Below are 26,161 nucleotides of genomic sequence, written 5' to 3' on the forward strand. Positions count from 1 at the left end.
ATTTTATAAGTGTGTTTATAGTTTAAGCCCTTGGGCTAATTGAATCCCTGATAATAACATCCTCTTCAAACTCGTAAGTGGCGTTAAAAGACAGCTTTCCTTCATGTATCATCCTGATCATATTCTGCGCTGCCTTCTCCCCAAGCCTCTCCTTGGGATGGGGAATTGAAGAAATTGTAACTCCGCAGCTCCCCTGTCTTGCTATATCCGAATCATCCATTCCAATCACCGAGATATCCTGCGGAACTCTGATACCCTCATCGGCGAGCATCTCAATCATCAACCCTGCCACCTGATCGTTGTAGCAAAAGACAGCTGTACAATCCCCAAGTCTCTCCCTCGCCTTGATAAGGCAGCTCTTGCCTTTCCCGATGTCTATGGTATCAATCCAGTTGACATGATCATAGGAAAAAGACAATCCGGCTTCCGTTATTGCCTTAAGATACCCCCTGTATCTCTCGCGTCCCTGTCCGTCGTCCAGCTTGAGTACACAGCCTATATCCCTGTGTCCTGCCTCAATAAGCGCATGCACCGCCTTGTAGGCGCACCGGGCATCGTTCAGGGAAACATGAGGAATATCCAGCTCGGGATAAAAAGAATTGATGAAGAGTATCTTGATCTTCTTGTCCATAAGTTTCCTGTACAAGTCCATGTTAGGATTTGGAAGGGCACTCTTTACCGGCTCCATGATAAGTCCCGCCACATCATTCCTTCCAAGCAGTTCATGAAGAATCTGTCTCTCCTTGCCAACAGTGTTGTTGGACAGAGATATCTGCATCGAGTAGCCCTTGTCACTCAATGTTCTCTCTATACCTCTGATGGTGCTGGGGAAAATGTAGTCATCCACATAAGTTGTAACTACAGCGATGACATTTCTCTCACCATCTTCAGCCCTCTGGTCTGCCACATAAGTTCCGCTTCCCTGACGGCTCTCCAAAAGTCCGTCCTCAGCCATCCTGGCAATAGCATGCCTGATGGTCTGACGGCTAAGGCCAAACCTTGCGCAGAGCTCATTTTCCGAAGGAATCCTCTCCCCCGGCTTAAGGGCTCCGGAATCTATGTTTTCATTTATCCAATTAATAACATTTTGATATTTTGCCACGTCTGTATTCTCGCCTGATTGTGTTTTTTCCTGCACAACCATGTTCCCATAACCCGTACAGGCAGTCAATGTGAATATTATACATTTTTATCAACTTGTATATGTACAAATTTCTGATAATGGTCCCTGGGGACGGAGTCAAGGGGTCATTTTCGCCCAACAAAAAACTGCCTTCGATTTACATCGAAGACAGCCTTGAATAAAAGAATAAATATTGCTGCATGATCCCGTTATACGGGGCATATTTCTCAAACAAAAATCCATTTGGATAATGATTCTCCAAAACCCTGTTGATCCATACATCCTTAGGGAAGGCATCCAGTCTGTGGTAGCCGAAGAGTATCTCGCAGTTGGCAACCTTGACTCCGACGCCGAAAAGTTTAAGAAGTTCTTCCATAAGCGCCTCGTCATCAAGAGACTCAAAAGCCATCAGATCCACGGCTCCGCTTGCCACATCCATGGCAGCTTTTTGAACGTACTTATCTCTGTAGCCGAGGCTGCAGGATGAGAGCTGCTCCAGCGTAAGCCCCGCCAGCCTCTCAGGAGTCGGGAATGAATAGATGGGATTCCCGTCCGCATCCTCTTTTATAACGTCACCAGCCATTGCACACAGTTTCTCAATAGAAGCCTTGATCGCCGGAATGTTCTTGCGCTGGGATATGATAAAAGAGATGAGCATCTCCCATGGGTCCTGTCTTAATATCCTGATTCCCTTGCCAAATTCAGCGGCCGCAAAGAGGTATTCATCTTCCTCTTTGCTAATCCTCTTTCTGAGGCTCCTATAATCCAGGTCAAGATCAAAGTACCCTCTCCAGAATCCGTCAAACTCATCCTTGCTGCAATCCAACTCGTACTCACCACTTCCAAGACTCTTTATAAAAAGATTCTTATCAAGAGCGGTAGCACTGTAGCCATCGGCCACAGCATTGAATCTGAAGCACTGTCCGCTGTCTGCTATTTTTGAAAGATCAAAATCATCCTTAATGGTAATCTTCATAATTACTCCGCTTTATCCATATCGTCCAGGTATCCTCTGTCCCAGAGCATGATGTTCAGCTTCCTTGCAAGTTCCACTGCCGGCTGCGTAAAGTACTGATTGGTCATGACAACACCGACCATTCTGTCATAGTAATCACGGCCTGCATAGACCTCCTGAACTGCCTTGACACCAATAGGCTTGTCGTAGCACTTGCACTGAACAGCATAGGTAATACCGTCTTTCTCTGCCAGAATATCAGCCCCGAAATCTCCGCTTCCCTTAGTGACCTCAACTTCCAGAAAGCCATTAGCCTTTAAAAGATCCGCACAGTAATACTCAAAATCATGGCCTTCCATCTCGTCCATAGGAAGTTCATGGGGCAGTCTGTTTATGATTGCCCTCACCACAAGCACAATCAGAAGCACGACGATAATTGCAAGGATCAGATATAGGATCACTACAGGTATCTGTGTCATTAGAGTTTAAGATCTCCTTCTTTTACCCATCCAAGCTTCATAACGCCCTTGTGGATTACCAGTGAAAGAACTGCAGGAAGCACAAAAGAAATAAGGACAAGCCCCAACCAGTCAAAGCCTGTGATGGCTGTCTTGGTTCCGTTTGCTATGTCGTTAACCCAGCCGGTGTAAACACCAATCTGTCCTACAAGTCCGCAGGTTCCCATACCTGATGATACAGGAGCTCCGTTCATCTGAAGCCTGAAGATGCATGTTGCTATCGGTCCTGTGATGGCCGATGCCAGTGTAGGTGCGATCCATACTCTTGGGTTCTTGATGATATTACCCATCTGGAGCATTGAGGTTCCGATACCCTGTGAAACAAGGCCTCCCCATTTATTCTCCTTGAAGGAAATAACTGCAAAGCCCACCATCTGAGCACAGCATCCTGCTACAGCTGCTCCACCCGCAAGACCTGTGAGTCCGAGAGCCGCACATATAGCTGCGGAAGAAATAGGAAGTGTAAGCGCCATACCGACAACAACCGAAACGATTATTCCCATAAGGAACGGCTGCTGCTCAGTTGCCCACATGATAATGTTTCCAACCCACATTGCTGCCTTGCCGAGAGGCGGCGCGATGAGCCATGAAAGGAACACACCCACTGCTATTGTAACAAGTGGAGTGACCAATATATCGACCTTAGTCTCTTTTGAAACTGCTTTTCCGAATTCAGCGGCGATGATTGCCACAAAAAGAACCGCCAGAGGACCGCCGGCTCCGCCCAGTGCGTTAGCTGCAAATCCAACTGTGATCATAGAGAAAAGAACCAGTGGCGGACACTGCAGTGCGTAACCGATGGCTACTGCCATTGCCGGACCACTCATTGCTGTTGCGAGGCCACCAACCGTGTAATCAACGCCTGCAACTGTAGCAACAGTCTTCATTAAAAACGGTATATGGAACTGAGTTCCGATGGTATTGATGATGGTTCCGATAAGAAGGGAACAGAAAAGTCCCTGTGCCATTGCTCCCAGGGCGTCAATACCATAGCGCCTTAGGGAAATCTCGATGTTTTTCCTCTTTAAAAACTTTTTCATACCTTATTTTCCTCCAGTCGACGCCGCACCTTGTTGTGGGTCGCCGCATTTATTTGCAAATGTTACCATATCCCATTCAGTTTCACAAGTTCATTCTATAACCTCCACCAGGCTACTGATTGCTTTGCTTATATGCTTATCTTTATGAACGAATATCTGTGAGTAAATGGGAAAAGAGCTGCCTCTCCAGTCCAGTTTTTTGAGGCTTCCATTCTCCACTTCTCTTGTCGCAGTCATATCGGGGATAAATGCGATCCCCAAACCGTTTGATGCAAATTGTTTGAGTATTTCCTTGCTGCTGGTTTCTATCAGAGATTTTGCTTCTACTCCGCATTTCGCCAGATCCTCCATGAGCATATGCCTGAAGCTGCAATTATGTCCGGTCAGAAGCAGTGGATAGTCTGCCAGATCCTTCTCTTTTATCTTCTTCCCAACAAGCTGATGATCCGGCGAAGCATAAAAGCCCAGCGTCTCTTCTTTCTTATACAGCATGGTCAATCTGTCATCCTCCATGTAAGGATTTAATGTGTAAACCAGGTCCAGTTCTCCTTTTTGCAGCATGTCGGGAAATGTATCATGCGTAATGAACACAAGCCTGATATCTATTCCCGGAATCTCTTTTCTATACTTCATAAGTGCCTCCGGAACACGGCTATAGCACAGAGATTCGGAAACGCCGATCTTCAGCACTCCGGTCGGCTCTTCCTCATCCGATATTTCAAGATGGATCTCGCGCTCCAGCTGAAGCATCTTTTCCGCATATGCTATGAGCTTCTCTCCCTGCGGCGTAAGAACAATCGTCTTACCAAGTCTGTCGAACAATTGGCACCCAAGTTCTTCCTCCAGCTGCTTTATCTGCGTTGTCACCGTGGATTGTGCATAACCAAGGCTATCAGCTGCTGCCGAGAAACTGTTTTGCTCTGCAATTTTCAAAAACGTACTTAACTGAGTTATTGTCATGATCACTATACCTCTTGAATTCAATTATTTTGAACATTTATATTATTTGTTTCAATTTTACAGATATGTGTTTCAGCGTTATTATACATTCAAAATAAAGCAGACACAAGGAGGTACCACAAATGAACGAATTATGTATGATCATCAAGGATACGGTAGAGCCCAATTTCCTCAACATCCGCACAGCAATAAGAGCTTATGACAGGGATGCTCTCTGCGTAGGCGCACCTTGCTGGAGATGGGCTTACCACGCACTTCATTCTGCGGACAAATGGTTTATCAACCCATTCGATTACGAAGAGCCTTCCTTCCACGTAGAAGGATTGGACAATCCGGATGTTCCGTGCGATGTCGTCCTTTCAGACGAAGAACTTCTTTCCTATCTTGATTCTATTGAAAAGAAAACTTTGGAGTACCTGGACACTCTCACAGACGAAATGCTTTACGAAAAGCCAAAGGGTTGTAAATATACCAGAATGGAACTGGTTCTCAGGCAGTACAGACACCTCTCATTCCACACCGGAATGTTGAACGGACAGACTGCCCTGGCTACCGGACAGTTTCCCATGTGGGTATCGGAAACCGAGCAGTTCCTGGATGATGGAATACTCTTTGGAAGATACAGAAAGTACAGAGTTTAAATGTAAAAAGACCTCTCGTCCGCCTATAGACGAGAGGCCTTCTCTATAACCTGTTCATAATTCGAATCTATGAGTTCGATATGTTCACCTGTCTTTGCAAATCCTTCTATAAATCTTTTGTTATCTGCTTTTATCAGGTCGACCGTGCAATACGAATCATCCAATCTTGATTCTATGTCGGAAGCATGGCCCCTAATCTTATCGAAATTCGCATCAATGTAGCTGTCTGTCAGCGCAAGACAGATAAATCTGATATCCTGCAGATACTCTTCGCCAAAATCCCTGCGCCAGTCAAAGGGGATATAGCATCCTTCAACGATCAGATTCTGTCTGTTCTCTATAGCAGTCTTTATCATCTCCCGTACTATAGGCCAGATATACGTCGTCATCTCCTCATCATCTTCAGGAGTAAGATGAGTATTTCCGCTTCTGATAAGTCCCATCTTCAGATGATCGATAGACATGTACGGATATTTATATTTTTCAAGCATCCGCTGCGCAAGTAATGTCTTGCCTGTATGGGATGCTCCCGTTATTAGTATTACCACGTAATGTATCTCCCTACTTGTGAATGACTGTGTTTATCCTGCATGGATTAAAGCCAACGCTGAGCGCAGTTTTCTGCGAACCTGCATTTGTTTCAGCATGCGCCCACACGGGTCTCCTGCCTTGCTGTATGATTTCTTCACACATCCCGTACGCAAGGTATGATGCCAGTCCATGGTGTCTATGTGCTTCAGCAGTCTCAACTCCAATATCCACTTCTTCAGGACTGACAGCACCGGAAAAAGCCACCGCAGCAAAGCTGCCATCCGCCTTACTTTTGGCCGCGAATCCGAATCCATTTCGAAGAAACGCTTCGCTGTCTTTCCAGGAAAAAGAGGGTGTGATCCTTCCCGAAATGTCACCTATATTGTCTGCTGTGATGCGCTCAACAACATAGTTATCATCAAGTATCGGCAGGTGTTCAGGAATCCCGCCATGGTTATATTCAATCCTTTTATCAATTCGAAGGGCGTTATTGCCTGAATAGTAATTCGAAACAACCTCCGAATCTGTGATCAATACAAATCTTCGTTCCGTTTCAGACACAAAAAACTTTTGATATATTTCTTCAAGAACATCCTCACTCACATTCCCCGAGATATATGCAAAGCCGCAATAATGCCAAAACAATACGCATCCCTTATCATCTGTATATATATCGCCATCCTGAGTTCCGGTCACAATTGATATTGGATAAACACGGTTCGCTATACACTCATTAGCAAATTCAAGATATTCTTTATATTCATTTCTGTCGATTTTTCTCAAAATTCTCCCTTCGCATCCCACCACTACTTCACAAGGAAGTTTCAGCGGTTCGCTGTTTCTGCTCTGTCTTCGTCCGAAGGACTTGCCAATCGCAGACAGCTATCGCATGGACAGCGTTAGCCTTCTGACGTCGTCCCTTCGGTCCTAGTCAAAAGGACTACTGTCTCAACATGTACGCTCCAGCTGAACATATCGCAGGGGCGCACCTTCTTTATCTCATAGCCGCCGTCGCACAGGATTCGTAGGTCTCTGGCGAGAGTCGCAGAGTCGCAGCTTACATAGACGATGCGATCGGGCTGCATCTTGAGCATGGTTTCAAGGCAGGCGCTGTCGCACCCTTTACGGGGCGGATCTACAACGATGACATCCGGATGAAGCGCAGCATCTGACACAGAATCTCCCTCTGCACCAAGCCTCTTCTTCTCATAAAACTCAGGCAGGACTTCCTCAGCCTTACCACAGTAGAAGTCCGCGTTATCAAGTCCATTCCTGTCAGCATTTCTCTTGGCATCCTCCACGGCGTCCGGAATAACCTCAACTCCGTAGACATGGCCTGCTGCCTTTGCCATGGACAAAGAGATTGTTCCTATTCCGCAGTAGAGGTCCCAGACAGTCTCTTTTCCCGTAAGGCGCGCATACTCAATGGCCTGTCCGTAGAGCTTCTGGGTCTGAACAGGGTTAACCTGATAGAACGACAAGGGCGAAATCTCAAACTCTAGGCCGCACAAAGTATCGGAGATAGTATCCTTCCCCCAGATCGTGCGGATCTTAATGCCCATGATCACATTTGTCTTCTCTGTATTTATGGAGACGGAAATGCTGGTCATTCCGTCAATTTCAGACAGCCTATCCGTAAGCTCCTTCTGCCCCGGAATATACTCTGTGCCTTTTCCGGTGAAATTTATCACAAGACAAACCATGATCTGACCACTGGTAAAGCCTTTCCTTATCAGCACATGCCTTAAAAGTCCCTTGCCGCTTACTTCGTCATAAGCAGCGACCTTATATTTCTCCATGTGGGAGAGGATAACGTCAAGGATCTCCCGATTCTCTTTTACCCCGATAAGACAGTCCTTAACAGGGATGATGCTGTGAGTTCTTCCCGCATAGTACCCGGCAACGGGCTTTCCATCCTTGCCTGTGCCGATCGGGTACTGGGCTTTGTTCCTGTATCTCCAGGGTTCGTCCATTCCGATGATGGGCTCCATGACACTGTCAACAAAAGCTTCATCAAAACCGCCAAGACGCACAATGTTGTTCCTGACCTTGTTCTGCTTGAACTGAAGCTGCCTATCATAGGTCATGTTCTGGATCTGGCAACCGCCGCACTGACGGGCGATGGGACACCTGGCCTCCTGCCTGAACGAAGAAGCCTCCAGCACTTTTTCAAGATGCGCATAAGCGTAATTCTTTTTGGCCTTCATGATCTTGGCGCTTACCTTATCGCCAATTACCGCATCTTTAATAAAGAGGGTATAGCCATCAATTTTGCCTATGCCCTCTCCGTCGTTTCCGATATCGACGATGTCAACAGTCAGAACATCGTCCTTCTTATAAAGAAAATTTTCTTTTCCCATTTATAACCTCTCACAAGGAAGTTCTGCTCTCACTACGTTCGCCAATGCAGTCTGTGAAGCTCTCCCTCTCTCTCAAGCCCTGCAAAATCATTCTGCCTCAGGGCCTCGTAGAGCACAATAGCAACAGAATTAGACAAATTCAGCGATCTTATATCCTCGCCCATTGGTATCCTGATGCAGGTCTCTTCGTTGTCCACCAGGATCTCCTCCGGGATTCCCGCGCTCTCTTTTCCGAACATGATATAATCGTCCATGCCAAAAGACACTTCGGCGTAGGTGCGCTTTGCCTTGGTGGTGGCGTACCATATCTTAGCCCCGGGGTGCTTCTCTAAAAAGTCCTGATAATCCATGTACCTTGTGACATCGAGCTTGTCCCAGTAATCCATCCCGGCTCTCTTTAGCTCTTTTTCTCCGAGACGAAAGCCCAGGGGTTCTATAAGGTGAAGACTTGTTCCCGTCGCCACACAGGTTCTTCCGATATTGCCGGTGTTCTGCGGAATCTCCGGCTGGTGCAGTACTATATGCATTTATTACTCCTCGTCATCAGCATCCATCACAGCGGATTTGGGCAGAGAAAAGATAAACTCGGTTCCCACACCCTGGGTACTGATAACATTGATATTTTCGTCGTGGGCCTTGATGATTTCTTTTACTATTGCAAGGCCAAGGCCTGTGCCCTTCTTGTCCTTACCTCTTGAAGCATCGGACTTATAGAACCTGTCAAAGACGAGCTTCTGATCCTCTTTGGGAATTCCGATACCGCTGTCCTTGACGGAAACAAAGACCTTGCTGTGCTTCTCCGTGGTCTCAATCTTGATGGATGAGTCGTGATGGCTGAACTTGATGGCATTATCAACCAGGTTGTAAAGCACCTGCTGTATCTTGTCAACATCAGCATTTACCAGCATCTTGTCATCGGTAAGGACCAGTTCTATGGATATGTTCTTGTCCATACAGCTTCCGCCGAAGGACTCGGCAACCTTTCTGATCACGGCATTTATGTCAAAGTCGCTCTTATCAAGGAGCATTCCCTTACTGCTCATATTATTCAGCGTAAGGAGCTCATTGGTGAGCTTGGTCAGTCTGTCAGTCTCATTGATGACAATCCCGAGATACTTCTCATGCATCTCCTCGGGGATCGTTCCGTCCTGCATCGCCACCAGATATCCTCTGATGGAAGTAAGGGGTGATCTGAAGTCGTGGGAAACATTGGCCACAAACTTTTTCTGGTCATCCTCCTGCCTGGCGATCTCACCTGCCATGTAGGACAGGGAAGCTGCCAGATAACCCATTTCATCCTCCGACTCCACCGAGAACTCATAGCCCATATTTCCGGCAGCATACTGCTCCGTCGCCTTGGTGATCTTGCGAAGAGGCACATATACCAGCTCAGTGAAGAAGATAAGGATTATCAGGGACAGCAGGAAAAGAACTATCAGCATCAGGTAAGAGATATTAAGGAAGGTATTGGCTTTTTTCTCCAATGCAGCCATAGATGTGTGGATTACAACATAAGCCTGTACCTTGTAATTGGCGGTTATCGGCGCAAACACGCTGAGCATGTCCTGGTTAAAAGAGCCCCAGAAATTCCCGGTGGTGTAATAACTTGAGCCGATGGCTGTGGGATCAAATCCCGATATCACAACCTCTTTTCCCGGATCAAGCTTCCTGGAGGAATCAAGAACCAGTCGACCTGAAGGATTGACAATCCATATTGGGGAGTTGTCCATGTACTTGGACAGAGACGACAGTTCTCCGTGCACAGTATCAAGGGACGTCTCCGCGTTGTAAAGATCTGCTGCATAAGTGTTGGCAATCTGTGTCGCAACCTGATACATGTTATCTGCCTTATCACGCCTCAAACGGTCAAAGGTCATTCCGTACACAAAGGTCGCAACCACAATAAACCCAAATATGCCGAACAAAAGATATGCCAGCAGAAATTTGATGTAAAGGGTCCGTTTCATTTACTGTTGTACCTCAAATTTGTAACCGATTCCCCAGATGGTAGCAAGTCTCCAATTCTCGTGGTCACTCAGCTTCTCACGAAGTCTTTTGATGTGAACATCTACTGTTCTGGTATCTCCGATATACTCATAGCCCCAAATCTGGTCAAGGAGCTGCTCTCTGGTAAATACGTGATTCGGTGATGCAGCAAGGAAATACAAAAGCTCCAGTTCCTTGGGTGGCATGTCAACTCTCTCGCCCATATATGTTACTGAGTAGTTGGTCATGTTGATCTCAAGGTCAGGATATCTGACAACCTTGTCATCAGACTCCTGAACCTCCTGAACCTGAGGTTTGTATCTTCTGAGGACAGCTTTTACTCTTGCCACAAGCTCTTTTGAATCAAAGGGCTTCTCCATGTAATCATCAGCCCCCATCTCGAGTCCGAGAACCTTGTCAAAAACCTCTCCCTTGGCAGAGAGCATGATCACAGGCACCTGACTCTTGGTGCGAAGTTCTCTGCAGACCTGATATCCGTCAATTCCGGGAAGCATCAGGTCAAGGAGCACAAGATTCGGCTTAAAAGTATCAAAGGTATTGATGGCTGTCTCGCCGTCGTTGCAGATCTTGGTCTCAAAACACTCTTTTACAAGATAAAGAGAAATAAGCTCTGCAATGTTATTGTCATCGTCTACGATTAAGATTTTCTGTTTGCTAACCATTTTTACCGTTCCCCTCTTACTTAATAAAAGTAACTATTGTAACCCCTGCGTCTCCCTCGCCGAACTCGCCCAGCTTAAAGGACTTCACATAGGGTACCCCCTTAAGATATTGATGCACAGCCTGTCTCAAAGCTCCTGTGCCTTTGCCGTGGACAACTCTTACATTGTTGAGATGCGACATGTAAGCATCGTCCAGGTATTTATCCAAAGCAGCGACTGCATCATCGCTGTTTTTTCCTATAAGATTGATCTCCGTCCTGATGGTTGAAGCCTTGGAAAGGTCCATCTTGCCGCTGCCGGCAGTGTTTCTTCCGTAGAACTTCTTCATGGCAGCCTTTGGATCCTCATCCCCTATAAGCACAAGGTCTTTTATGTTGGCCTTGGTCTTCATGATTCCGCACTGAATAAAGAGATTTCCGTCCTTGTCAGGCTTGGATGAGACGGTTCCCTTAAGTCCCATGGATACAATCTTGACGCTTTCTCCAAGCTTAAGCTGAGATTCCTTGAGTATCTTGTGGTCAGCAGGAATCTCTTTCTTTTTGGAGATGGCCTTATTCTTATCGGAGATCTTCTCGTTGAGCTTGGTCCTTGTTCTCTCAAGGTCCTGCATGGAAGCATTTGGACCGGCTTTTCTGTATACCTTAATGGTCTCATCGGCAACGTCTTTGGCTTCCTGGAGGATCTGCCTTGCCTGTTCGTGGGCCTCGCGCAGGATGTCTTCCTTTTGCCTGTCGAGCTTGTCAGTTTTCTGCTCGAGCTGTCTGCGCAGTTCCTCTGCTTCCTTCTTGTACTGCTCTATCTCAAGGCGCTCATTCTCGATGGTCTTTCGGCTCATCTCAAGATCTGCTATAAGATCCTCAAAGCGCTTGTCCTCTGTGCTTATCTGCTCACTTGCTGCCTCGATGATCCTGTCCGGAAGCCCAAGCTTTGAAGAAATCGCGAAGGCATTACTCTTGCCCGGAAGTCCGATGAGCAGCCTGTATGTTGGCTTAAGCGACTCCACATCAAACTCACAGCTTGCATTCTGAACACCCTTGGTGTTGAGCGCGTAGACCTTGAGCTCTGAGTAGTGCGTTGTTGCCAGGGTCCTTACCTTCCTCTTATGAAGGTCATTGAGAATTGAGATCGCAAGCGCCGCTCCCTCAGTAGGATCAGTTCCTGCACCGAGCTCATCGAAGAGACACAGGCTGTTCTCATTGGCGTTCTCAAGGATTGCCACCGTATTTGTCATATGTGATGAGAAGGTTGAAAGAGACTGCTCAATACTCTGCTCGTCCCCTATGTCTGCGTAGACCTCTTCAAACACCGACAGTTCCGACCTGTCCCCGGCAGGAATCGCCAGCCCCGCCTGTCCCATCAATGTCAAAAGACCTACCGTCTTTAATGTAACTGTCTTACCTCCGGTATTTGGTCCCGTTATGATCAGCATGTCAAAGTCGCGCCCGGCGTATACGTCAATGGGAACCACCTTGTCTTTTGCTATAAGAGGATGTCTTCCCTTCTTGATATCAAAAATGTGCTGTTCATTAAATATAGGAGTAATGGCATTTATTTCCAGGGCATAAGAGGCCTTGGCAAAGACAAAGTCGAGGTCTGTCATGATCTCGCAGTTATACCTTATGGCATCAACATGCTCAGCCACAGAAAGACTGAGTTCCATAAGAATCTTCTCGATCTCGGCACTCTCCTGAAGTGCCATCTCGCGGATCTTGTTGTTGAGTTCAACAACTGCTGCCGGCTCAATAAAGAGCGTCGATCCCGAGGATGACTGATCGTGCACCAGACCGTTTACCTGGGATTTGTACTCAGCCTTAACCGGGATACAGTATCTGTCGCCTCTGACTGTTACCACCGCATCCTGAAGGTAAGTTCTGAGCGGGCCGTTGATCATCCTGTTCAGCTGTTCATGAATACGGTCACTCGCCAGCATCATTCCGCGCCTGATGTGCTTAAGCGCAGGGCTTGCGTCAGAGCTCATCTCATCTTCCGATACAATGCATCTTCTGATCTCAGCCGATACAAAGGTGAGCGGCTCAAGCATCTGGAAAGACTCAGTGAGTGAATCTCCCGCCTCATCATCCCTTGGAGGTCTGCCGTAGCTCTTTACCCTGTTTACGTTATCCAGAAAAGAAGCGAGTCTAAGGAGCGATGCCATATCCAGTGACGATCCGATCTTCAGCGCTTTCAGAATTCCGCCAAACTCCTTGTTGTCCCCAAAGCTTATTGAACCCTTCTTGAAGATTCTGGCAATAGCGTCATTTGTCTTTTGCAGGTTCTTCCTTATCTCCTTAATATCCGACGACGGCTCAAGCTCAAGGCAGAGCTTTCTTCCGGGCTCAGAGCTTGCGTGGTCAGCAAGTTTTTCTATTATTTTGTCGTACTCAAGTACGTGTAATGCTTTTTTGTTCATTTCCTAAAACCTTATTTTCTGCCTATTTACATAATTGTCCAAATTACAGTTTACCATTTAAAGCGCTCCGTGACTAGTGAGTCAAACTGCGAATAGCAACAACAGCCAATCTATAATATAATGTATGTAATGTTTTGAGTCAGGGAAGGGTAAAGATATGCCTCTTAATCAGGATGAGAAAAAAGAAGTATTGGCGGATACAGGTTTTATCAGCGAAAAGATAAAGCAGCGCCCCATAAACAGAAAAAAACTCTTAAGAAGAACGGCTATCACGTTCTTTCTTGCAATAGTATTCGGAATTGTTGCGTGCTTCACGTTCCTGTTCCTGCAACCGGTATTCAGTGACAGGCTCTATCCGGAACCGGAACCCGAGCCAATCTCATTCCCGGAAGAAGACGTCCAGGACGAGCTTACTCCCGAGGAGATGTTTGCGGACGAGCATGCCATCGCTGAGATTGAAGCCCAGTACCTTGAGGCCAACCAGAAGGATCAGATCGATGAAGCCATTGCATCCTACACCTTCTCAGCCTCTGACTACGGCAAAATGATGACTTCGCTTAAGGCAGTAGCCCAGAGCGTCGGAAGCAGCATCGTTACTGTTACGGCAGTTTCCAATGACACCAACTGGTTCAGTGAATCCTTTGAGAGCAGCGGATCTGCTTCAGGTGTGATCATTGCCAACAACGGAACCAACTACTATATCGTCGTTCCATCTTCAGCAATAAGCGATGCCGAGACCATAAGAGTCACATTTTTTGACGGTGCGGTTGCAAATGCTGAGGTCAAACTGGCCGATGATGTTACAGGCATAAGCGTGATCAGTGTCAGCCGTACTAATCTTTCAGACAGCACAAGGCAAAAGGTAACCACAGCCTTCCTCGGAAGCTCCAACAACGGAACAATGACAGGCCTTCCTGTAATTGCGGTCGGAAGCCCTATAGGAGTACAGGGTTCCATCTCGTACGGAATCATAACAAGCGAAAAGACAACCCTTGACCTTGAAGATTCCTACTACAAGCTTCTTACCACCGACATTTACGGAAGCACCCTCGGAAGCGGAGTTCTTGCAAACTTAAACGGACAGATCATTGGCATTATCGATATGTCTTTTAACACAGATGATCTGCAGAACCATATATGTGCCATCGGTATCACAGAATTAAAGTCCCTGTTCGAGGACCTATCAAACGGTCGCAACAGAGCATATCTTGGCGTTCACGGAACAACTATTCCCGCTGATATCCAGGATCAGCAGAATATCCCTGCCGGAGCATACATCACCAAGACCGAGCTCGGTTCACCTGCCATGCAGGCCGGAATCCAGAGCGGAGACATAATCACAGCCATAGAAGGTACAGAAGTCGCATCCTATGAGCAGTTCATATCCAAGCTTGCGCAGTGCTCACCGGATGATATAATAACTGTTGCAGTAAAAAGACAGGCTCCAAATGATTACATAGAGCTTGAAATAGAGGTGACTTTAACAAGCGCCACCCACAATTAATTTATTGTTAGAAATGAGGTTTTTATGAAATTTATCAAGGATCTTAAACCTGGAGACAGAGTCGCTGACATCTACATGTGCAAGCACAAGCAGTCAGCCACTACCAAGAACGGCAAGGAGTATTATTCAGTAATCCTCCAGGATAAGACAGGTACAGTCGATGCCAAGATCTGGGAACCGGGAGGAGCCGGTATCGATGAATTTGATGCTCAGGACTGCATCGATGTCTTCGGCGAAGTTACCAGTTTTAACGGAGCCATCCAGATCAACATCAAGAGAGCCAGAAAGTGCTCTGAGGAGGAATACGATCTCTCCAACTTCCTTCCTGTATCAAGCAAGGACAATGACACAATGTATAAAGAGCTTCTGGGGATAATAGACACCGTAGAGAATCCTTATTTAAAGAAGCTCCTTCAGGAGTTCTTTGTAAACGACAAGGACTTCATAGAGAAATTCCGCAAATCAAGTGCGGCCAAGACCGTACACCACGGCTTTATCGGAGGTCTTCTGGAGCACACCCTCAGCGTTACCAAGCTCTGCATCTATATGGCAGGTGCCTATCCGATGCTCAAGAGAGATCTTCTTATCACAGCTGCCATCTGCCACGATATAGGTAAGACAAAAGAGCTGTCTCTCTTCCCTGTCAACGATTACACCGATGAAGGTCAGTTCCTCGGTCACATCGTAATGGGCGTAGAGATGGTCGGCGAAAAAGCCCGTAATATTGAAGGCTTCCCTGAGCTGCTCAAGCAGGAGCTCCAGCACTGCATCGTAGCTCACCACGGAGAATTCGAGTACGGCTCACCCAAAAAGCCCGCCATCATGGAAGCTGTTGCCTTAAACCTTGCAGACAACACTGACGCCAAGATGGAAACCTTCACTGAGATCCTGCAGAATATCACTACTCCGGGATGGCAGGGATACAACAAATTCTTCGAGACCAACATCTACGAAACCAAAATAGACTGATTACCATTTATAGATTAACAAAAACAACTTTAGTTTTTTGTGTAAAACGACAAAAATTTAAAATATTTAAGAAAAATCTAAAATACCCATTGACGCCCAAATATCCTGTTTAGTAAAATTGCTATAACAGATGCTAGTTAACGCAATTTTTTTAGGAGGATTTGCTATGAAGAAGAAAGTTTTGAGTATTCTATTAGCTGGCTGCATGTCAATGGGTATTCTTGCAGGCTGCTCAACAACAACTGTTGAGGAAGCAGGCGAAGCTACTCCTGACACAACTCAGACAGACACAGCAGCAGCTGAGACCACCTCAGAGTCATCAACCGAGACACTCGCAGGTGAGGGCGACGAGACCATCCATGTATTCCTTTACATGCAGGAGCACGAGAAGGAAATCTATCAGCAGCTCATCGATGAGTTCGTTGAAGAGCACAAGGATCAGGTTAAGGAAGTTGTATTCGAGGTTACAACTCAGGATGAATACAACCAGAAGATGATCGCCAACATGACAGCAGGCGATATGCCCGATGTATTCTATGTAGGACCTGCAGCAGTTCGTTCTTATGTAGACAACGGATACATCCTTCCACTCGACAACTATGTTGACGATGCTACTATCAGCAGCATTTGGGGAACAACTCAGGAAATCTACCGCTATGACGGCAGCGAGATCGGAAAGGGTTCACTCTACGCATTCCCTAAGGATCTCTCATGTTTTGCATTTGCTTACAACCAGGACCTCTTCGACGAGGCAGGTCTTGAATATCCCGATCCCAACAAGCCATACACATATGCAGAGTTCGAGGAAGTATGCAAGGCTCTTACCAAGGACAAGGACGGCGATGGAGAAATTGATCAGTGGGGTGTTGCCTGCGCAGATCAGTGGGGCATGACACCTATTCTTTATTCAAACGGCGTTAAGTTCCTCAATGACGACATGACCAAGGTTAATGTTGCCAATAACCCTCAGCTCACAGAGGCTCTTACATTCTACACAGATCTTACCAAGAACGGCCTTACACCTTCAGTTGAGCAGGATACAGCTCTTGGCGGATACCAGAGATGGCTCGATGGACAGGTTGCTTTCTACGCTTGCGGTACATGGGACGTTGCAGCATTTATGGATGATGCCACATTCCCTTACAAGTGGAATCTTTGCGGATGGCCTGTAGGACCTTCAGGTGACGGAAGATCACATACATGGATGGGATCAGTTGGATACTGCGTATCAGCAACAACCGAGTACCCAGACCTCTGCGCTGAGCTTGTTTCAAAGCTTTCAACAGACGCTGACGGACAGAGAGCAGTTTCAGGTATCTCAACCGGCGCTTCCATCCAGCTTCCTAACATCACAGAGCTTGCATACGGCGAGTTCAAGGATGCTGTGAACAGTGGCAAGGTTCCTTACGCTTCAAACGTAGACGTTATCTTCGGCTACTTCGATGGTAATGACAACTATGCAGCAGCTCTTCAGGAGACAGATTACACATACAACTCAGAGTGGTTCACACCTTTCTGGTCAGGTGTATTCAACATCAAAAACGGCGATATCTCTGTAGAGGATTACCTCAAGCAGGTAGAGCCTGAGATGCAGGAGCTTCTTGACGAAGCTATTGAACTTCAGAATTCAGCTACCAAGAACGGCTGATAAACGCTTAGAACCAGACAGAGCCCCTCTGTATACTTTGCTGAGGGGCTCGTTTTATAAGATTTTCAGGGGAAGAGAAAATGGCAAAAACAAAAGTTAAAGTACACAGATCGGCCATGGCAAAAAGGGAAGAACGCTGGGCCTGGCTCTTTATCGCGCCGCCCTTCATCGGATTCATGCTCTTTATGGCATATCCTATCGTATTCGCCCTTATAGCCAGCACCAGTAAATGGACAGGAATGAATTCCCTTTGGGGAAATATCGTAGGACTTGGTAACTACATCAAGATCTTCGGCGATTACAAATTCTGGAGATCCATGGGCACAACCATCATCTACATGATCGGTATTCCCATCGGTATGATCCTGGGCATCCTCATTGCTATGGGCCTCAACAGGAAGATTCCCGGCAAAAGAGTCCTTACCACAATGTACTATGTTCCTGTGGTTTCATCTCTGGTTGCTGTTTCTATTCTGTGGGCATGGGTTTTCAATTACGACTACGGTCTTTTGAACGGTATTTACAAAGCACTCACAGGAATGCACGGTCCCAACTGGCTTGGCGACGAGCACATGGTCAAGATTTCACTTATCATCTTCATGGTCTGGAAGGGTCTTGGCGGAACTGTAATCCTGTATCTGGCAGGACTTCAGAACATCCCCAGAGACTACTATGAAGCAGCCATGATCGACGGAGCCAACGGCTGGAATAAATTCACCAACATCACTCTTCCGCTTCTGTCACCTGTAACATTCTACGTACTTATCACCTCTCTCATCGGAGGTTTCCAGGTATTTGTAGAAGTTCAGGTCATGACACCAAACGGCGGACCGAACTACAGCTCAGCAACTGTTGTATTCTATCTCTACGAAAAAGCCTTCACCAACGGCCAGCTCGGATACGGGAGTGCAGTTGCGGTAATTCTTGCGACAATAATATTCATTATCACGGCCATCAACTTCTGGGGCCAGGATAAATGGGTTAAGACCATAGACTAAGGAGGTGTGACAAATGGCTACAGCAATATTATCAAAACCCAAAAGCAGCCAGAAAGACTATATGAATGACCGCGTCACATCCCCCAAGGAGAGAGCGCTCAACATTATAATCTTTATCCTGCTGTTCTTGTTTGCAATAACAATGGTGTTCCCGCTTATCTACATGGTGGCAACATCCTTTATGACCAAGAATCAGATCCTTTCAGGAACACTTACAATCATTCCCGATCCGGTCCTTATCGGTAAGTACAGCGAAGTTATGAAAAAGGGACAGTTCATAAGCGGTATCATCAACACCATCAAGGTTGAGATCCCCGTGCTCCTCATCGGAGGCTTTACTTCATCCCTTGCAGCTTTTGCCTTCGCCAAGATGGAATTCAGAGGCAAAAATGCCCTGTTCCTGGCACTTCTTGCAACGATCATGATTCCCTTTGCGGTTGTTATGATCCCACAGTACGTACTGTTTACCAAGCTTCACTGGACCAATTCCCTGGCACCCCTTATCATTCCCGGATGCTTCGGAAACGTCAGCATGATATTCTTCCTGAGACAGAATCTCTACAGCATCCCTTCAGACCTTATGGATGCAGCCAAGATTGACGGATGCAACTACTTCGGTATCTACTGGAAGATATTCCTTCCGCTTATGAAAGGCGCACTTGGCACACAGCTCATGCTCTGGTTCATGGGAATATGGAATGACTACCTTGCTCCCACAATTTTCCTTAGAAGCGAAAAGACATGGACCCTGCAGGTAGTTATCAGATCCTTCAACCACTACTACGCGATCCAAAGCGATTATGCTCTGATCATGGCAGCATCGGTAATAGCAATGCTTCCTACTCTGATACTGTTCTTCCTGTTCCAGAGAGTTATCATTGAATCCATCGCGATCAGCGGAATCAAGTAATAAGGCAAAAGATATAAATAAAGAGGTTAACCATCCAAGGCTAACCTCTTATTTTGTCTTTTTTTATGGCATTTCTATAGGGCTGTATGCCATCTTAACGTTAATATCCTGATTGTAATTACCAAAGCCTCTTCCAAAGATTGTAAGACCGCCTACATGCTCAGCATTCTCAGGAACCTCAAGCTTGAACTTGAGAGGACTCTTGGTGGTGATCTTGAACTGATCTATGGTGACGTCTGAAATCTGAAGTCCGTCGATAAATGTGCCCTTGTGATTTATCACAAGCATTTTGAGAAGTCCGTACTGATTCCAGTTAGGGAACCACCAGTCCGGTGTGAAAATACCCTTTACATCGCCAAAATCTCCGGGTGATGTCCATGTTCCAAGCAGCGTCTCATTCAGATAAAAATAAATATCAGAAGGCCATACATTGTTAACACCCGGCGCCTCAGAGCTCAGCTCCATTGAAATACATATCTCATCAATCTTCTGATTGGAAGGAACAAAGTTAGGAATGGCATATTCCACATATCCCTTGGTAAACCAGAGAATATCAGCTTCATATCTGTCAGGATGAGCAAAGTATCTCGTGTCATCAACTTCACCTATAAGCCTGTTGCTCGTTGCAAGACCACATGTCGGATAGACACAGTAGTCAGCAAAAAGCCCAACCTTGATATCCGTTGTGTAGATATTCTCATTCTCAGGCTTATCCTGGAGCTCTATCAGTATCTTGTCCAGATGGACAGAGCATACCTTTTGGTTGCCGTGGCCGGATGCCTCAGAGGAAACAGTAACCACTCCGCATTCTTCCAGCTTCTTGATATGGCTTGTGAGTGCGCCGTTTGTGATATTGAGGCGACTTGCAAGCTCATTCATGTTCATGGCATTTTCATTTAGAAGTATCTTGATTATCTCTACACGAATGTCAGAACCAAGAGCCTTAAAAAGCTCCAGTCCCTCATCCAGCGACTTGATATGCAGCATATTGAACACCCACCCTTTTATATAAGATTAAAACATTATACCTTTATTTTAGTCTAATCTCAACTACACTTGCTGCAGGAATGTTAAGTTTAAGTCCGCCTTCTGTCTTATAGTCCTCAAAATCCTTCTCAACTACCTTCTCAGGATCTTCAAAAGTGTTGTGATCATGAGGATCAGCGCCGCCTACAAGCTTAGCTTCAACGATCTCAAAGCTCTTCTTCTCAGCAAATATTACATCAAGCTCTTTTGCATCGGTAAGAGACTGATTGCTGACTGTGATAGTGATGATTCCGTCCTTCTCTGATACAGACTCTGTGAGATCAGGAACCTTAAATCCGTCCTCAACACCGATCTCTGTTGTACCTGTGATGCTGCTGCCAAGAAGCTCAGCTCCCTGGTGATGACGATACATGTGGAATACATGATATGTAGGAGTCTTGATCATCTTCTCTCCGTCTGTAAGGATAACGGACTGAAGAACGTTGACCATCTGTGCAATGCAGGCCATCTTGACTCTGTCGCAGTGCTTGTTGAAGATATTGAGAGTAATGCCTGCTACCAGGGCATCTCTTATTGTATTCTGCTGATAGAGGAATCCGGGATTTGTTCCGGGCTCAACCTCGAACCATGTTCCCCACTCATCAACAGCAAGTCCGATCTTCTTGTCTGGATCGTACTGATCAAGGATATCGCAGTGTCTTGATACATACTCATCCATTACATATGCCTTGTTGAGGGTTCTGTAGTAGCACTCATCATCAAACTTTGTAGCACTTACCTTGGGATCCCATCCGTAAGGCATGTCATAATAGTGCAGAGAAATAAGATCCATAAAGCCATGCTCGTGCTCAGGTGAATGATCAAAACATGTCTTAAGGACTTCCTCTGTCCAGTGATAGTCGTTATTATTAGCTCCGCAGGCGATCTTCTTGAACTTCCTGTCAGGATTGTACTGACGAAGATATGTCTGATATCTGCGGTAAAGATCTCCGTAGTACTGAGGTCTCATGTTTCCGCCGCAGCCCCAGTTCTCGTTTCCTACTGCAAAATAGTCAAGCTTGTAGGGCTCCGGATGTCCGTTCTCTTTACGCAGGTCTGCCATTGGAGATACTCCGTCCAGGGTCATGTACTCAACCCACTGGCTCATCTCCTGTACAGTTCCGCTACCGAGATTTCCGTTTACGTATGTCTTGCAGCCAAGCTGTCTGCAGAGCTCCATGAACTCATCCGTTCCGAAGCTGTTGTCTTCCATTACTCCGCCCCAGTGAGTGTTGATCATCTTTTTGCGCTTTGACTTATCGCCTATACCATCCATCCAATGGTACTCATCAGCAAAGCATCCGCCCGGCCAGCGAAGCAGCGGAACCTGCATCTCCTTAAGGGCTTCGACTACGTCCGTTCTCATACCGTTTACGTTAGGAATATCTGAGTTCTCTCCTACATAGAGTCCCTCATAAATACATCTTCCCAGATGCTCGGAGAAATGTCCGTATACTTCAGGTGCTATCTCTCCCATTTTCTTTGTTTCATTGATCACTAGTTTTGCCATATCTTACTCCCCATATTGAATGATTATTGTCACCGACCGCACTTATGCAGAAGGTGTTGTTTCCTGCTTCATCTGTCATCTCCACCATAACTCCCTTAAAGGTTGTATCCCCGGATTTAACAGTGATAAAGTTTGTACCCTCTTTTACTTCGTAGGTACCGGTCATTCCTCCTGTGATATTTCCGTCTGCAAACTTGCATTCCACAGGCTCATTAACCAGGTTGTTTATATCAAGGCCGTGGTCAACCACGTAGAAAGTACCCTGGATGTCTTTTGTCTTATACCCTTCTTCCGAAAGCGTCTCACCGTTTGTGGCAAAAGGGAAAACACAAGGCCAGCCGTCTTCATTCATGGCCATCTGATGAACCCTTACCGAATGGAATTCACCGTTATTCTTGAATCTCTGATGATATACAATGTATAAATTGCCATCTGCCCCCTCAAAAGTGGACTGACCACCCGGTGCCATATAGGTAACGTTAAGACTTGGCAGTGTGTAGTTGCCCATTAACTTAACGCCGTAATCTGCATAAGAATCCAGATCTCCCTTTATGCCAAGGCTGTTCCCCTTAGCATCAACATATGGACCGTCCGGGTTCTCGGACCTTAAGACTCTTATCTGATATCCGCCGTCTGTCTGAAGATTACCGTAGGACAAAAACAGATAGTAGTAGCCTGATGCCTTGTCATAGTGGATATAAGGCCCTTCTATAGAGTGATGGAATCCTCCGATGAGTCTTTTGCCAAAATATGCATCGACCTCGCCGGCGTCATCTGTCTCAGGATGAATGGGCTCTCCCGTCTCCTTATCAAGCTCCAGGATGAAAATTCCGCCTGACCACGAGCCGTACACCATCCAAAGCCTGTCATCAGCGTCATAGAACATAGCCGGGTCAATGGCGTTTGGCCAGAGCTGATTATTGTATGCCCCACCCGAAACATAACGGTTTCTCGTGGCAACATCCTCTCCCATTATCTCATAAAAGTTTGTGAGGTCTATATCAGATTTTGCGAATCCTGAGTAAATTATTGTCTTTTCGTAATGATAGGGACCACCGATATTATCTGAGGTCGCCAACACAATATTTGATTTGATGTAGGACGAGGTTGTGCAGAAGTACATCATGTACTTGCCGGTAGTCTTATTGTAGATAACACTCGGAGCCCACACAGAATAGCCGTTCTGCTCATTCTTGCCAACAAAAGAAAAGGCATCAAAGGGTTCGGTCAGCAGATTGTCATAGATCTTGTTGCTACCGTTCACCCCATCAGCCCAGGTGTCCCACTTTAAAAGATCTGTAGATGTTGCAGCAGTCATGTGCGTTCCATAACAGTAATATGTACCATCATCCCCCACAATAACCTGAGGGTCATGAAGCGATGCTCCCGAATTTACCGAACCCTTCGCTATTTCCTCCATACTTGCCTCCTTAGGAAGGTCCATGCTCTCACCGTCAGAAGCAGAAGAACATCCGGTCCCAAGAGCAGCAAGGACAATGCTCAATCCCGCTGCAATACATTTATATATTTTCCCGCGCATCATTTCTCTCCCTGTGTAAAAGAAAATACAGGTCTGCCATCCGCGTCCCACACAACCGGCATCAGTCTGGCGTGTCTGTTGGGGTTATAGAGAGGATCGCCTGTTATATTCTCCTCATTTCTCGCATGATATACACAGATATCCCTTCCCTCTTCATCGACGGTAAAGCTGTTGTGCCCGGGGCCGTAGATACCGGCCTTTTCATCGGATTCAAGAACCGGATACCTATCCTTGGTCCAGCTCTTAGGATCAAGAAGATCGCTGTCCTCGTCAGCACTGAGCATTCCCATGCAATAAGGCTTGCCTGTCTCACTTGCAGAATATGTCAAAAAGATCTTGCCTCCATGCTTTATCACCGAAGGGCCTTCATTTACCCAGTATCCAACTCTCTCCCAGTCGTAATCAGGAGTTGTAAGCATAACCTGGACCGTTGCAAGCTTCCACGGTGTCTGCATCCTGGCAATATAGAGATTACTGATCTGTCTTCCGACTCCAACCTTCTCAGCCCAGACGTAGTACCTCTCGCCGGCATTTTCGAAGACCGTACCGTCAAGTGAGAATGCTTCAAAAGAGAATTCATCTTCATCTGCTCTCTGTATCTTGCCAAGTTCTGTCCACGTCCCTGTAATCGGGTCCTCATCCTTGCACTGAAGAACATATGGCCTTATCTCCCAGATGTTATCCTTGTCTCCGCCTGCATAGTATATGTACCATGCACCATCCAGATAGTGGAGTTCCGGAGCCCATATATGAACGCTCATAGGTCCCGACTCATGCTTGTGCCACACTTCAACTTCTTCTGCTTCTGCAAGACCTGTAAGAGTATCGGATTTTCTCAGAACAATCCTGTCATATTCGGGAACAGAGGCTGTAAAATAATAGCTTCCGTCCGTATGTCTGTACACATAGGGATCTGCTCTCTGAAGTATCCACGGTTCATTGTATTTAAGCTCTTTTTCTGCTGTCATAATGTCTGATTTCTCCTAATACACCTTGTTATGATTAATTCTAAAGTGCGAGAAATCCCAAGTCAACGAATATTTTAGATTTTAATGAATTATTTTAGATGTTTTCGCTTTTTCACAAAAAAACTCCTGCTTTTTGTGCATTTTTGCTCACAAAAGCAGGAGATTTTAGTTTTGACTAAAGATATTTAATTCATTATACATCAAAGTTTGCTGATAAAGCGCTCCAGTCTCTCCATGGCAGCTTTCAGGTTCTCAAGAGAATAAGCATAGGAAACCCTGATGTAGCCCTCTCCGCAGTCACCGAACGCTGTTCCCGGCACCACAGCAAGCTTCTCTTCCTTAAGAAGTCTTGTGCAGAATTCATCGCTGCTCATGCCAAACTTCTTGATACAGGGGAACACATAGAAGGCTCCGTACGGCTCAAAACAAGGAAGTCCGATCCTCTCAAACTCGCTGAGCAAGAATCGTCTTCTGTGATTGTACTGCTCCTTCATCATAACGACATCGTCATCACCATTTCTCAAGGCCTCTACAGCTGCGTACTGACTGGTTGTAGGTGCACACATGATAGCAAACTGATGGATCTTGACCATCTGCTCCATAATAGCCTGAGGTCCGCAGGCGTATCCAAGTCTCCAGCCCGTCATGGCATAAGCCTTGGAAAATCCGTTTATAAGGATTGTTCTCTCTTTCATACCCGGCAGAGATACAATGGAAACGTGCTTGCCGCTGTATGTGAGTTCGCCGTATATCTCATCGGATATGACATAAAGGTCTTTTTCTATAACAACCTTGGCGATTGCCTCAAGATCTTCCTTCTCCATAATGGCACCGGTTGGGTTGTTGGGGAACGGAAGAACCAGAATCTTAGTCTTGTCTGTAACCTTATCAAGAACTTCCTGAGCTGTCAGTCTGAACTGATTTTCTTCCTTGAGCTCGATGATAACAGGAACAGCATCTGCCAGAATTGCGCAAGGTTCATAGGATACATAGCTGGGCTGCGGGATAAGAACCTCATCCCCCTCATCGATCATTGCGCGAAGAGCAAGGTCAATGGCCTCAGATCCTCCTACTGTCACAAAGATCTCTTTTATCGGGTCGTAGCTTACTCCCTGAGTCCTGTATATATAATTTGATATCTCTGTCCTGAGCTCTTTAAGTCCTGAATTGGATGTATAGAAGGTACGTCCCTTTTCCAGGGAATAGATACCCTCGTCTCTTATATGCCAGGGAGTATCGAAATCCGGTTCACCAACACCGAGGGAAATAGCCCCTTCGGTCTCAAGGACGATGTCAAAGAACTTTCTGATACCCGATGGCTTTATATCTACTACTTTCTTTCCGATTGGGTTTCTCATGGTGATACTATCTCCCTTGTGTCTTCATATTTCTTGGTCAGAATTGTTCCATGGTCCTTGTACTTCTTAAGAATAAAGTGTGTAGCTGTGCTCAGGACCGTATCAAGCGTTGAGAGCTTGTTGCTGACAAAGCTTGCCACCTCATGAAGAGACTTACCCTCCAGGATTACCATAAGATCAAAACCACCGCTCATGAGGTATACGCTGGTAACTTCCGGATACTTGTAGATCCTCTCGGCAATGCTGTCAAATCCGATTCCTCTCTGTGGTGTAACCTTAACCTCAATAAGGGCATTGACCTTCTCTATATCGGTCTTGGACCAGTCTATCATTGTGTGATATCCGCAGATGATGCCCTCATCCTCAAGGCTTTTAAGCTCATTGGCAACCAGAAGCTCGTCTGCTCCCAGAAGAACGCTGAGTTCATGTACATCTATACGGCTGTTTTTCTCAATAATACCTAGAATTTCTTCTCTTGTGCTCATTCTTGTTATTCTCCCCTTCTGACTTTATTTACTATAAT

24 protein-coding genes are annotated in these 26,161 nt (G+C 46.1%); 6 read left to right on the top strand and 18 right to left on the bottom strand.

Going from position 1 to position 26,161, the window contains the following annotated elements:
• Positions 1-22: 22 nt before the first annotated feature.
• The 5 genes from G590_RS0106155 to G590_RS0106175 all read right to left on the bottom strand — a co-directional run bounded on the left by G590_RS0106155 (position 23) and on the right by G590_RS0106175 (position 4,596).
• Positions 23-1,102, bottom strand: coding sequence for a GntR family transcriptional regulator (locus G590_RS0106155; protein ID WP_026493974.1), 1,080 nt, complete (start codon positions 1,100-1,102; stop codon positions 23-25).
• 178 nt (positions 1,103-1,280) lie between these two features.
• Positions 1,281-2,099, bottom strand: coding sequence for a DNA-3-methyladenine glycosylase family protein (locus G590_RS0106160; RefSeq protein WP_022764803.1), 819 nt, complete (start codon positions 2,097-2,099; stop codon positions 1,281-1,283).
• A gap of 2 nt (positions 2,100-2,101) precedes the next feature.
• Positions 2,102-2,557 carry a restriction endonuclease gene (locus G590_RS0106165; protein ID WP_022764804.1) on the bottom strand — a complete coding sequence of 152 codons (456 nt, stop codon included), beginning with the start codon at positions 2,555-2,557 and terminating at the stop codon, positions 2,102-2,104.
• Entirely contained in the window at positions 2,557-3,636 is a 1,080-nt protein-coding gene (locus G590_RS0106170; RefSeq protein ID WP_022764805.1) for a PTS transporter subunit IIC, read from the bottom strand. The genes G590_RS0106165 and G590_RS0106170 overlap by 1 nt, the downstream gene beginning before the upstream one ends.
• A gap of 90 nt (positions 3,637-3,726) precedes the next feature.
• Positions 3,727-4,596 carry a LysR family transcriptional regulator gene (locus tag G590_RS0106175; protein WP_022764806.1) on the bottom strand — a complete coding sequence of 290 codons (870 nt, stop codon included), beginning with the start codon at positions 4,594-4,596 and terminating at the stop codon, positions 3,727-3,729.
• A 122-nt stretch (positions 4,597-4,718) separates the two neighbouring features.
• Between G590_RS0106175 and G590_RS0106180 the strand changes: the two genes are divergently transcribed.
• On the top strand, positions 4,719-5,237 hold the full coding sequence (locus tag G590_RS0106180) for a hypothetical protein (RefSeq protein WP_022764807.1): 519 nt from the start codon (positions 4,719-4,721) through the stop codon (positions 5,235-5,237).
• Between the two features lie 23 nt (positions 5,238-5,260).
• Here the strand turns inward: G590_RS0106180 and G590_RS0106185 are convergent, their stop codons facing one another.
• From G590_RS0106185 to G590_RS0106215, 7 genes are all read right to left on the bottom strand, one after another.
• A complete protein-coding gene (locus G590_RS0106185; RefSeq protein ID WP_022764808.1) occupies positions 5,261-5,785 on the bottom strand; it encodes an adenylate kinase in 525 nt (174 codons plus the stop codon).
• Between the two features lie 13 nt (positions 5,786-5,798).
• A complete protein-coding gene (locus tag G590_RS0106190; RefSeq protein WP_022764809.1) occupies positions 5,799-6,551 on the bottom strand; it encodes a GNAT family N-acetyltransferase in 753 nt (250 codons plus the stop codon).
• A 116-nt stretch (positions 6,552-6,667) separates the two neighbouring features.
• Positions 6,668-8,128 (bottom strand): 23S rRNA (uracil(1939)-C(5))-methyltransferase RlmD, encoded by a 1,461-nt coding sequence (gene rlmD / locus G590_RS0106195; protein ID WP_022764810.1) that lies wholly within the window; start codon positions 8,126-8,128, stop codon positions 6,668-6,670.
• A gap of 32 nt (positions 8,129-8,160) precedes the next feature.
• A complete protein-coding gene (gene trmL, locus G590_RS0106200) occupies positions 8,161-8,655 on the bottom strand; it encodes a tRNA (uridine(34)/cytosine(34)/5-carboxymethylaminomethyluridine(34)-2'-O)-methyltransferase TrmL (RefSeq protein ID WP_022764811.1) in 495 nt (164 codons plus the stop codon).
• Between the two features lie 3 nt (positions 8,656-8,658).
• Positions 8,659-10,095 (bottom strand): HAMP domain-containing sensor histidine kinase, encoded by a 1,437-nt coding sequence (locus tag G590_RS0106205; RefSeq protein WP_022764812.1) that lies wholly within the window; start codon positions 10,093-10,095, stop codon positions 8,659-8,661.
• Positions 10,096-10,797 carry a response regulator transcription factor gene (locus G590_RS0106210; RefSeq protein WP_022764813.1) on the bottom strand — a complete coding sequence of 234 codons (702 nt, stop codon included), beginning with the start codon at positions 10,795-10,797 and terminating at the stop codon, positions 10,096-10,098.
• 16 nt (positions 10,798-10,813) lie between these two features.
• On the bottom strand, positions 10,814-13,207 hold the full coding sequence (locus G590_RS0106215; RefSeq protein ID WP_022764814.1) for an endonuclease MutS2: 2,394 nt from the start codon (positions 13,205-13,207) through the stop codon (positions 10,814-10,816).
• A 157-nt stretch (positions 13,208-13,364) separates the two neighbouring features.
• Here G590_RS0106215 and G590_RS18600 point away from each other — a divergent pair, with 157 nt between their 5' ends.
• The 5 genes from G590_RS18600 (at position 13,365) to G590_RS0106240 (ending at position 19,236) form a co-directional block, all read left to right on the top strand.
• Positions 13,365-14,711: a S1C family serine protease gene (locus G590_RS18600; protein WP_022764815.1), complete on the top strand. Its 1,347-nt coding sequence runs from the start codon at positions 13,365-13,367 to the stop codon at positions 14,709-14,711.
• Between the two features lie 24 nt (positions 14,712-14,735).
• The gene (locus tag G590_RS0106225) at positions 14,736-15,680 is read left to right on the top strand and encodes a 3'-5' exoribonuclease YhaM family protein (protein WP_022764816.1); all 945 of its coding nucleotides are present in this window, start codon (positions 14,736-14,738) and stop codon (positions 15,678-15,680) included.
• Between the two features lie 166 nt (positions 15,681-15,846).
• Complete coding sequence (locus G590_RS0106230) at positions 15,847-17,328, top strand: ABC transporter substrate-binding protein (RefSeq protein ID WP_022764817.1); 1,482 nt, start codon at positions 15,847-15,849, stop codon at positions 17,326-17,328.
• An 80-nt stretch (positions 17,329-17,408) separates the two neighbouring features.
• Positions 17,409-18,326 (top strand): carbohydrate ABC transporter permease, encoded by a 918-nt coding sequence (locus G590_RS0106235; RefSeq protein WP_022764818.1) that lies wholly within the window; start codon positions 17,409-17,411, stop codon positions 18,324-18,326.
• A gap of 13 nt (positions 18,327-18,339) precedes the next feature.
• Positions 18,340-19,236: a carbohydrate ABC transporter permease gene (locus G590_RS0106240; protein ID WP_022764819.1), complete on the top strand. Its 897-nt coding sequence runs from the start codon at positions 18,340-18,342 to the stop codon at positions 19,234-19,236.
• A 63-nt stretch (positions 19,237-19,299) separates the two neighbouring features.
• On the opposite strand, the gene G590_RS0106245 is transcribed toward G590_RS0106240, so the two are convergent.
• The 6 genes from G590_RS0106245 to G590_RS0106270 all read right to left on the bottom strand — a co-directional run bounded on the left by G590_RS0106245 (position 19,300) and on the right by G590_RS0106270 (position 26,123).
• Positions 19,300-20,223 (bottom strand): ArsR/SmtB family transcription factor, encoded by a 924-nt coding sequence (locus tag G590_RS0106245; RefSeq protein ID WP_022764820.1) that lies wholly within the window; start codon positions 20,221-20,223, stop codon positions 19,300-19,302.
• 43 nt (positions 20,224-20,266) lie between these two features.
• The gene (locus tag G590_RS0106250; RefSeq protein WP_022764821.1) at positions 20,267-21,772 is read right to left on the bottom strand and encodes an alpha-N-arabinofuranosidase; all 1,506 of its coding nucleotides are present in this window, start codon (positions 21,770-21,772) and stop codon (positions 20,267-20,269) included.
• Positions 21,750-23,312, bottom strand: coding sequence for a glycoside hydrolase family 43 protein (locus G590_RS0106255; RefSeq protein WP_022764822.1), 1,563 nt, complete (start codon positions 23,310-23,312; stop codon positions 21,750-21,752). Before G590_RS0106255 ends, G590_RS0106250 begins: the two co-directional genes overlap by 23 nt.
• The gene (locus G590_RS0106260) at positions 23,312-24,280 is read right to left on the bottom strand and encodes a glycoside hydrolase family 43 protein (protein ID WP_022764823.1); all 969 of its coding nucleotides are present in this window, start codon (positions 24,278-24,280) and stop codon (positions 23,312-23,314) included. The genes G590_RS0106255 and G590_RS0106260 overlap by 1 nt, the downstream gene beginning before the upstream one ends.
• 200 nt (positions 24,281-24,480) lie before the next feature.
• Positions 24,481-25,638 (bottom strand): aminotransferase class I/II-fold pyridoxal phosphate-dependent enzyme, encoded by a 1,158-nt coding sequence (locus tag G590_RS0106265; protein ID WP_022764824.1) that lies wholly within the window; start codon positions 25,636-25,638, stop codon positions 24,481-24,483.
• On the bottom strand, positions 25,635-26,123 hold the full coding sequence (locus G590_RS0106270) for an Lrp/AsnC family transcriptional regulator (RefSeq protein WP_022764825.1): 489 nt from the start codon (positions 26,121-26,123) through the stop codon (positions 25,635-25,637). Before G590_RS0106270 ends, G590_RS0106265 begins: the two co-directional genes overlap by 4 nt.
• Positions 26,124-26,161: the final 38 nt, after the last annotated feature.

Origin of the sequence: Butyrivibrio sp. XPD2006, assembly GCF_000420865.1 — a bacterium.
GTDB lineage: Bacteria > Bacillota > Clostridia > Lachnospirales > Lachnospiraceae > Butyrivibrio.

Coding starts and splice junctions, on each gene's coding strand:
- G590_RS0106160 (WP_022764803.1), bottom strand. CDS start 2,099: ATGAAGATTACCATTAAGGATGATTTTGATCTTTCAAAAATAGCAGAC.
- G590_RS0106235 (WP_022764818.1), top strand. CDS start 17,409: ATGGCAAAAACAAAAGTTAAAGTACACAGATCGGCCATGGCAAAAAGG.
- G590_RS0106255 (WP_022764822.1), bottom strand. CDS start 23,312: ATGCGCGGGAAAATATATAAATGTATTGCAGCGGGATTGAGCATTGTC.
- rlmD (WP_022764810.1), bottom strand. CDS start 8,128: ATGGGAAAAGAAAATTTTCTTTATAAGAAGGACGATGTTCTGACTGTT.
- G590_RS0106240 (WP_022764819.1), top strand. CDS start 18,340: ATGGCTACAGCAATATTATCAAAACCCAAAAGCAGCCAGAAAGACTAT.
- G590_RS0106250 (WP_022764821.1), bottom strand. CDS start 21,772: ATGGCAAAACTAGTGATCAATGAAACAAAGAAAATGGGAGAGATAGCA.
- G590_RS0106260 (WP_022764823.1), bottom strand. CDS start 24,280: ATGACAGCAGAAAAAGAGCTTAAATACAATGAACCGTGGATACTTCAG.
- G590_RS0106265 (WP_022764824.1), bottom strand. CDS start 25,638: ATGAGAAACCCAATCGGAAAGAAAGTAGTAGATATAAAGCCATCGGGT.
- trmL (WP_022764811.1), bottom strand. CDS start 8,655: ATGCATATAGTACTGCACCAGCCGGAGATTCCGCAGAACACCGGCAAT.
- G590_RS0106205 (WP_022764812.1), bottom strand. CDS start 10,095: ATGAAACGGACCCTTTACATCAAATTTCTGCTGGCATATCTTTTGTTC.
- G590_RS18600 (WP_022764815.1), top strand. CDS start 13,365: ATGCCTCTTAATCAGGATGAGAAAAAAGAAGTATTGGCGGATACAGGT.
- G590_RS0106175 (WP_022764806.1), bottom strand. CDS start 4,596: ATGACAATAACTCAGTTAAGTACGTTTTTGAAAATTGCAGAGCAAAAC.
- G590_RS0106230 (WP_022764817.1), top strand. CDS start 15,847: ATGAAGAAGAAAGTTTTGAGTATTCTATTAGCTGGCTGCATGTCAATG.
- G590_RS0106245 (WP_022764820.1), bottom strand. CDS start 20,223: ATGCTGCATATCAAGTCGCTGGATGAGGGACTGGAGCTTTTTAAGGCT.
- G590_RS0106210 (WP_022764813.1), bottom strand. CDS start 10,797: ATGGTTAGCAAACAGAAAATCTTAATCGTAGACGATGACAATAACATT.
- G590_RS0106225 (WP_022764816.1), top strand. CDS start 14,736: ATGAAATTTATCAAGGATCTTAAACCTGGAGACAGAGTCGCTGACATC.
- G590_RS0106180 (WP_022764807.1), top strand. CDS start 4,719: ATGAACGAATTATGTATGATCATCAAGGATACGGTAGAGCCCAATTTC.
- G590_RS0106170 (WP_022764805.1), bottom strand. CDS start 3,636: ATGAAAAAGTTTTTAAAGAGGAAAAACATCGAGATTTCCCTAAGGCGC.
- G590_RS0106270 (WP_022764825.1), bottom strand. CDS start 26,123: ATGAGCACAAGAGAAGAAATTCTAGGTATTATTGAGAAAAACAGCCGT.
- G590_RS0106215 (WP_022764814.1), bottom strand. CDS start 13,207: ATGAACAAAAAAGCATTACACGTACTTGAGTACGACAAAATAATAGAA.
- G590_RS0106165 (WP_022764804.1), bottom strand. CDS start 2,557: ATGACACAGATACCTGTAGTGATCCTATATCTGATCCTTGCAATTATC.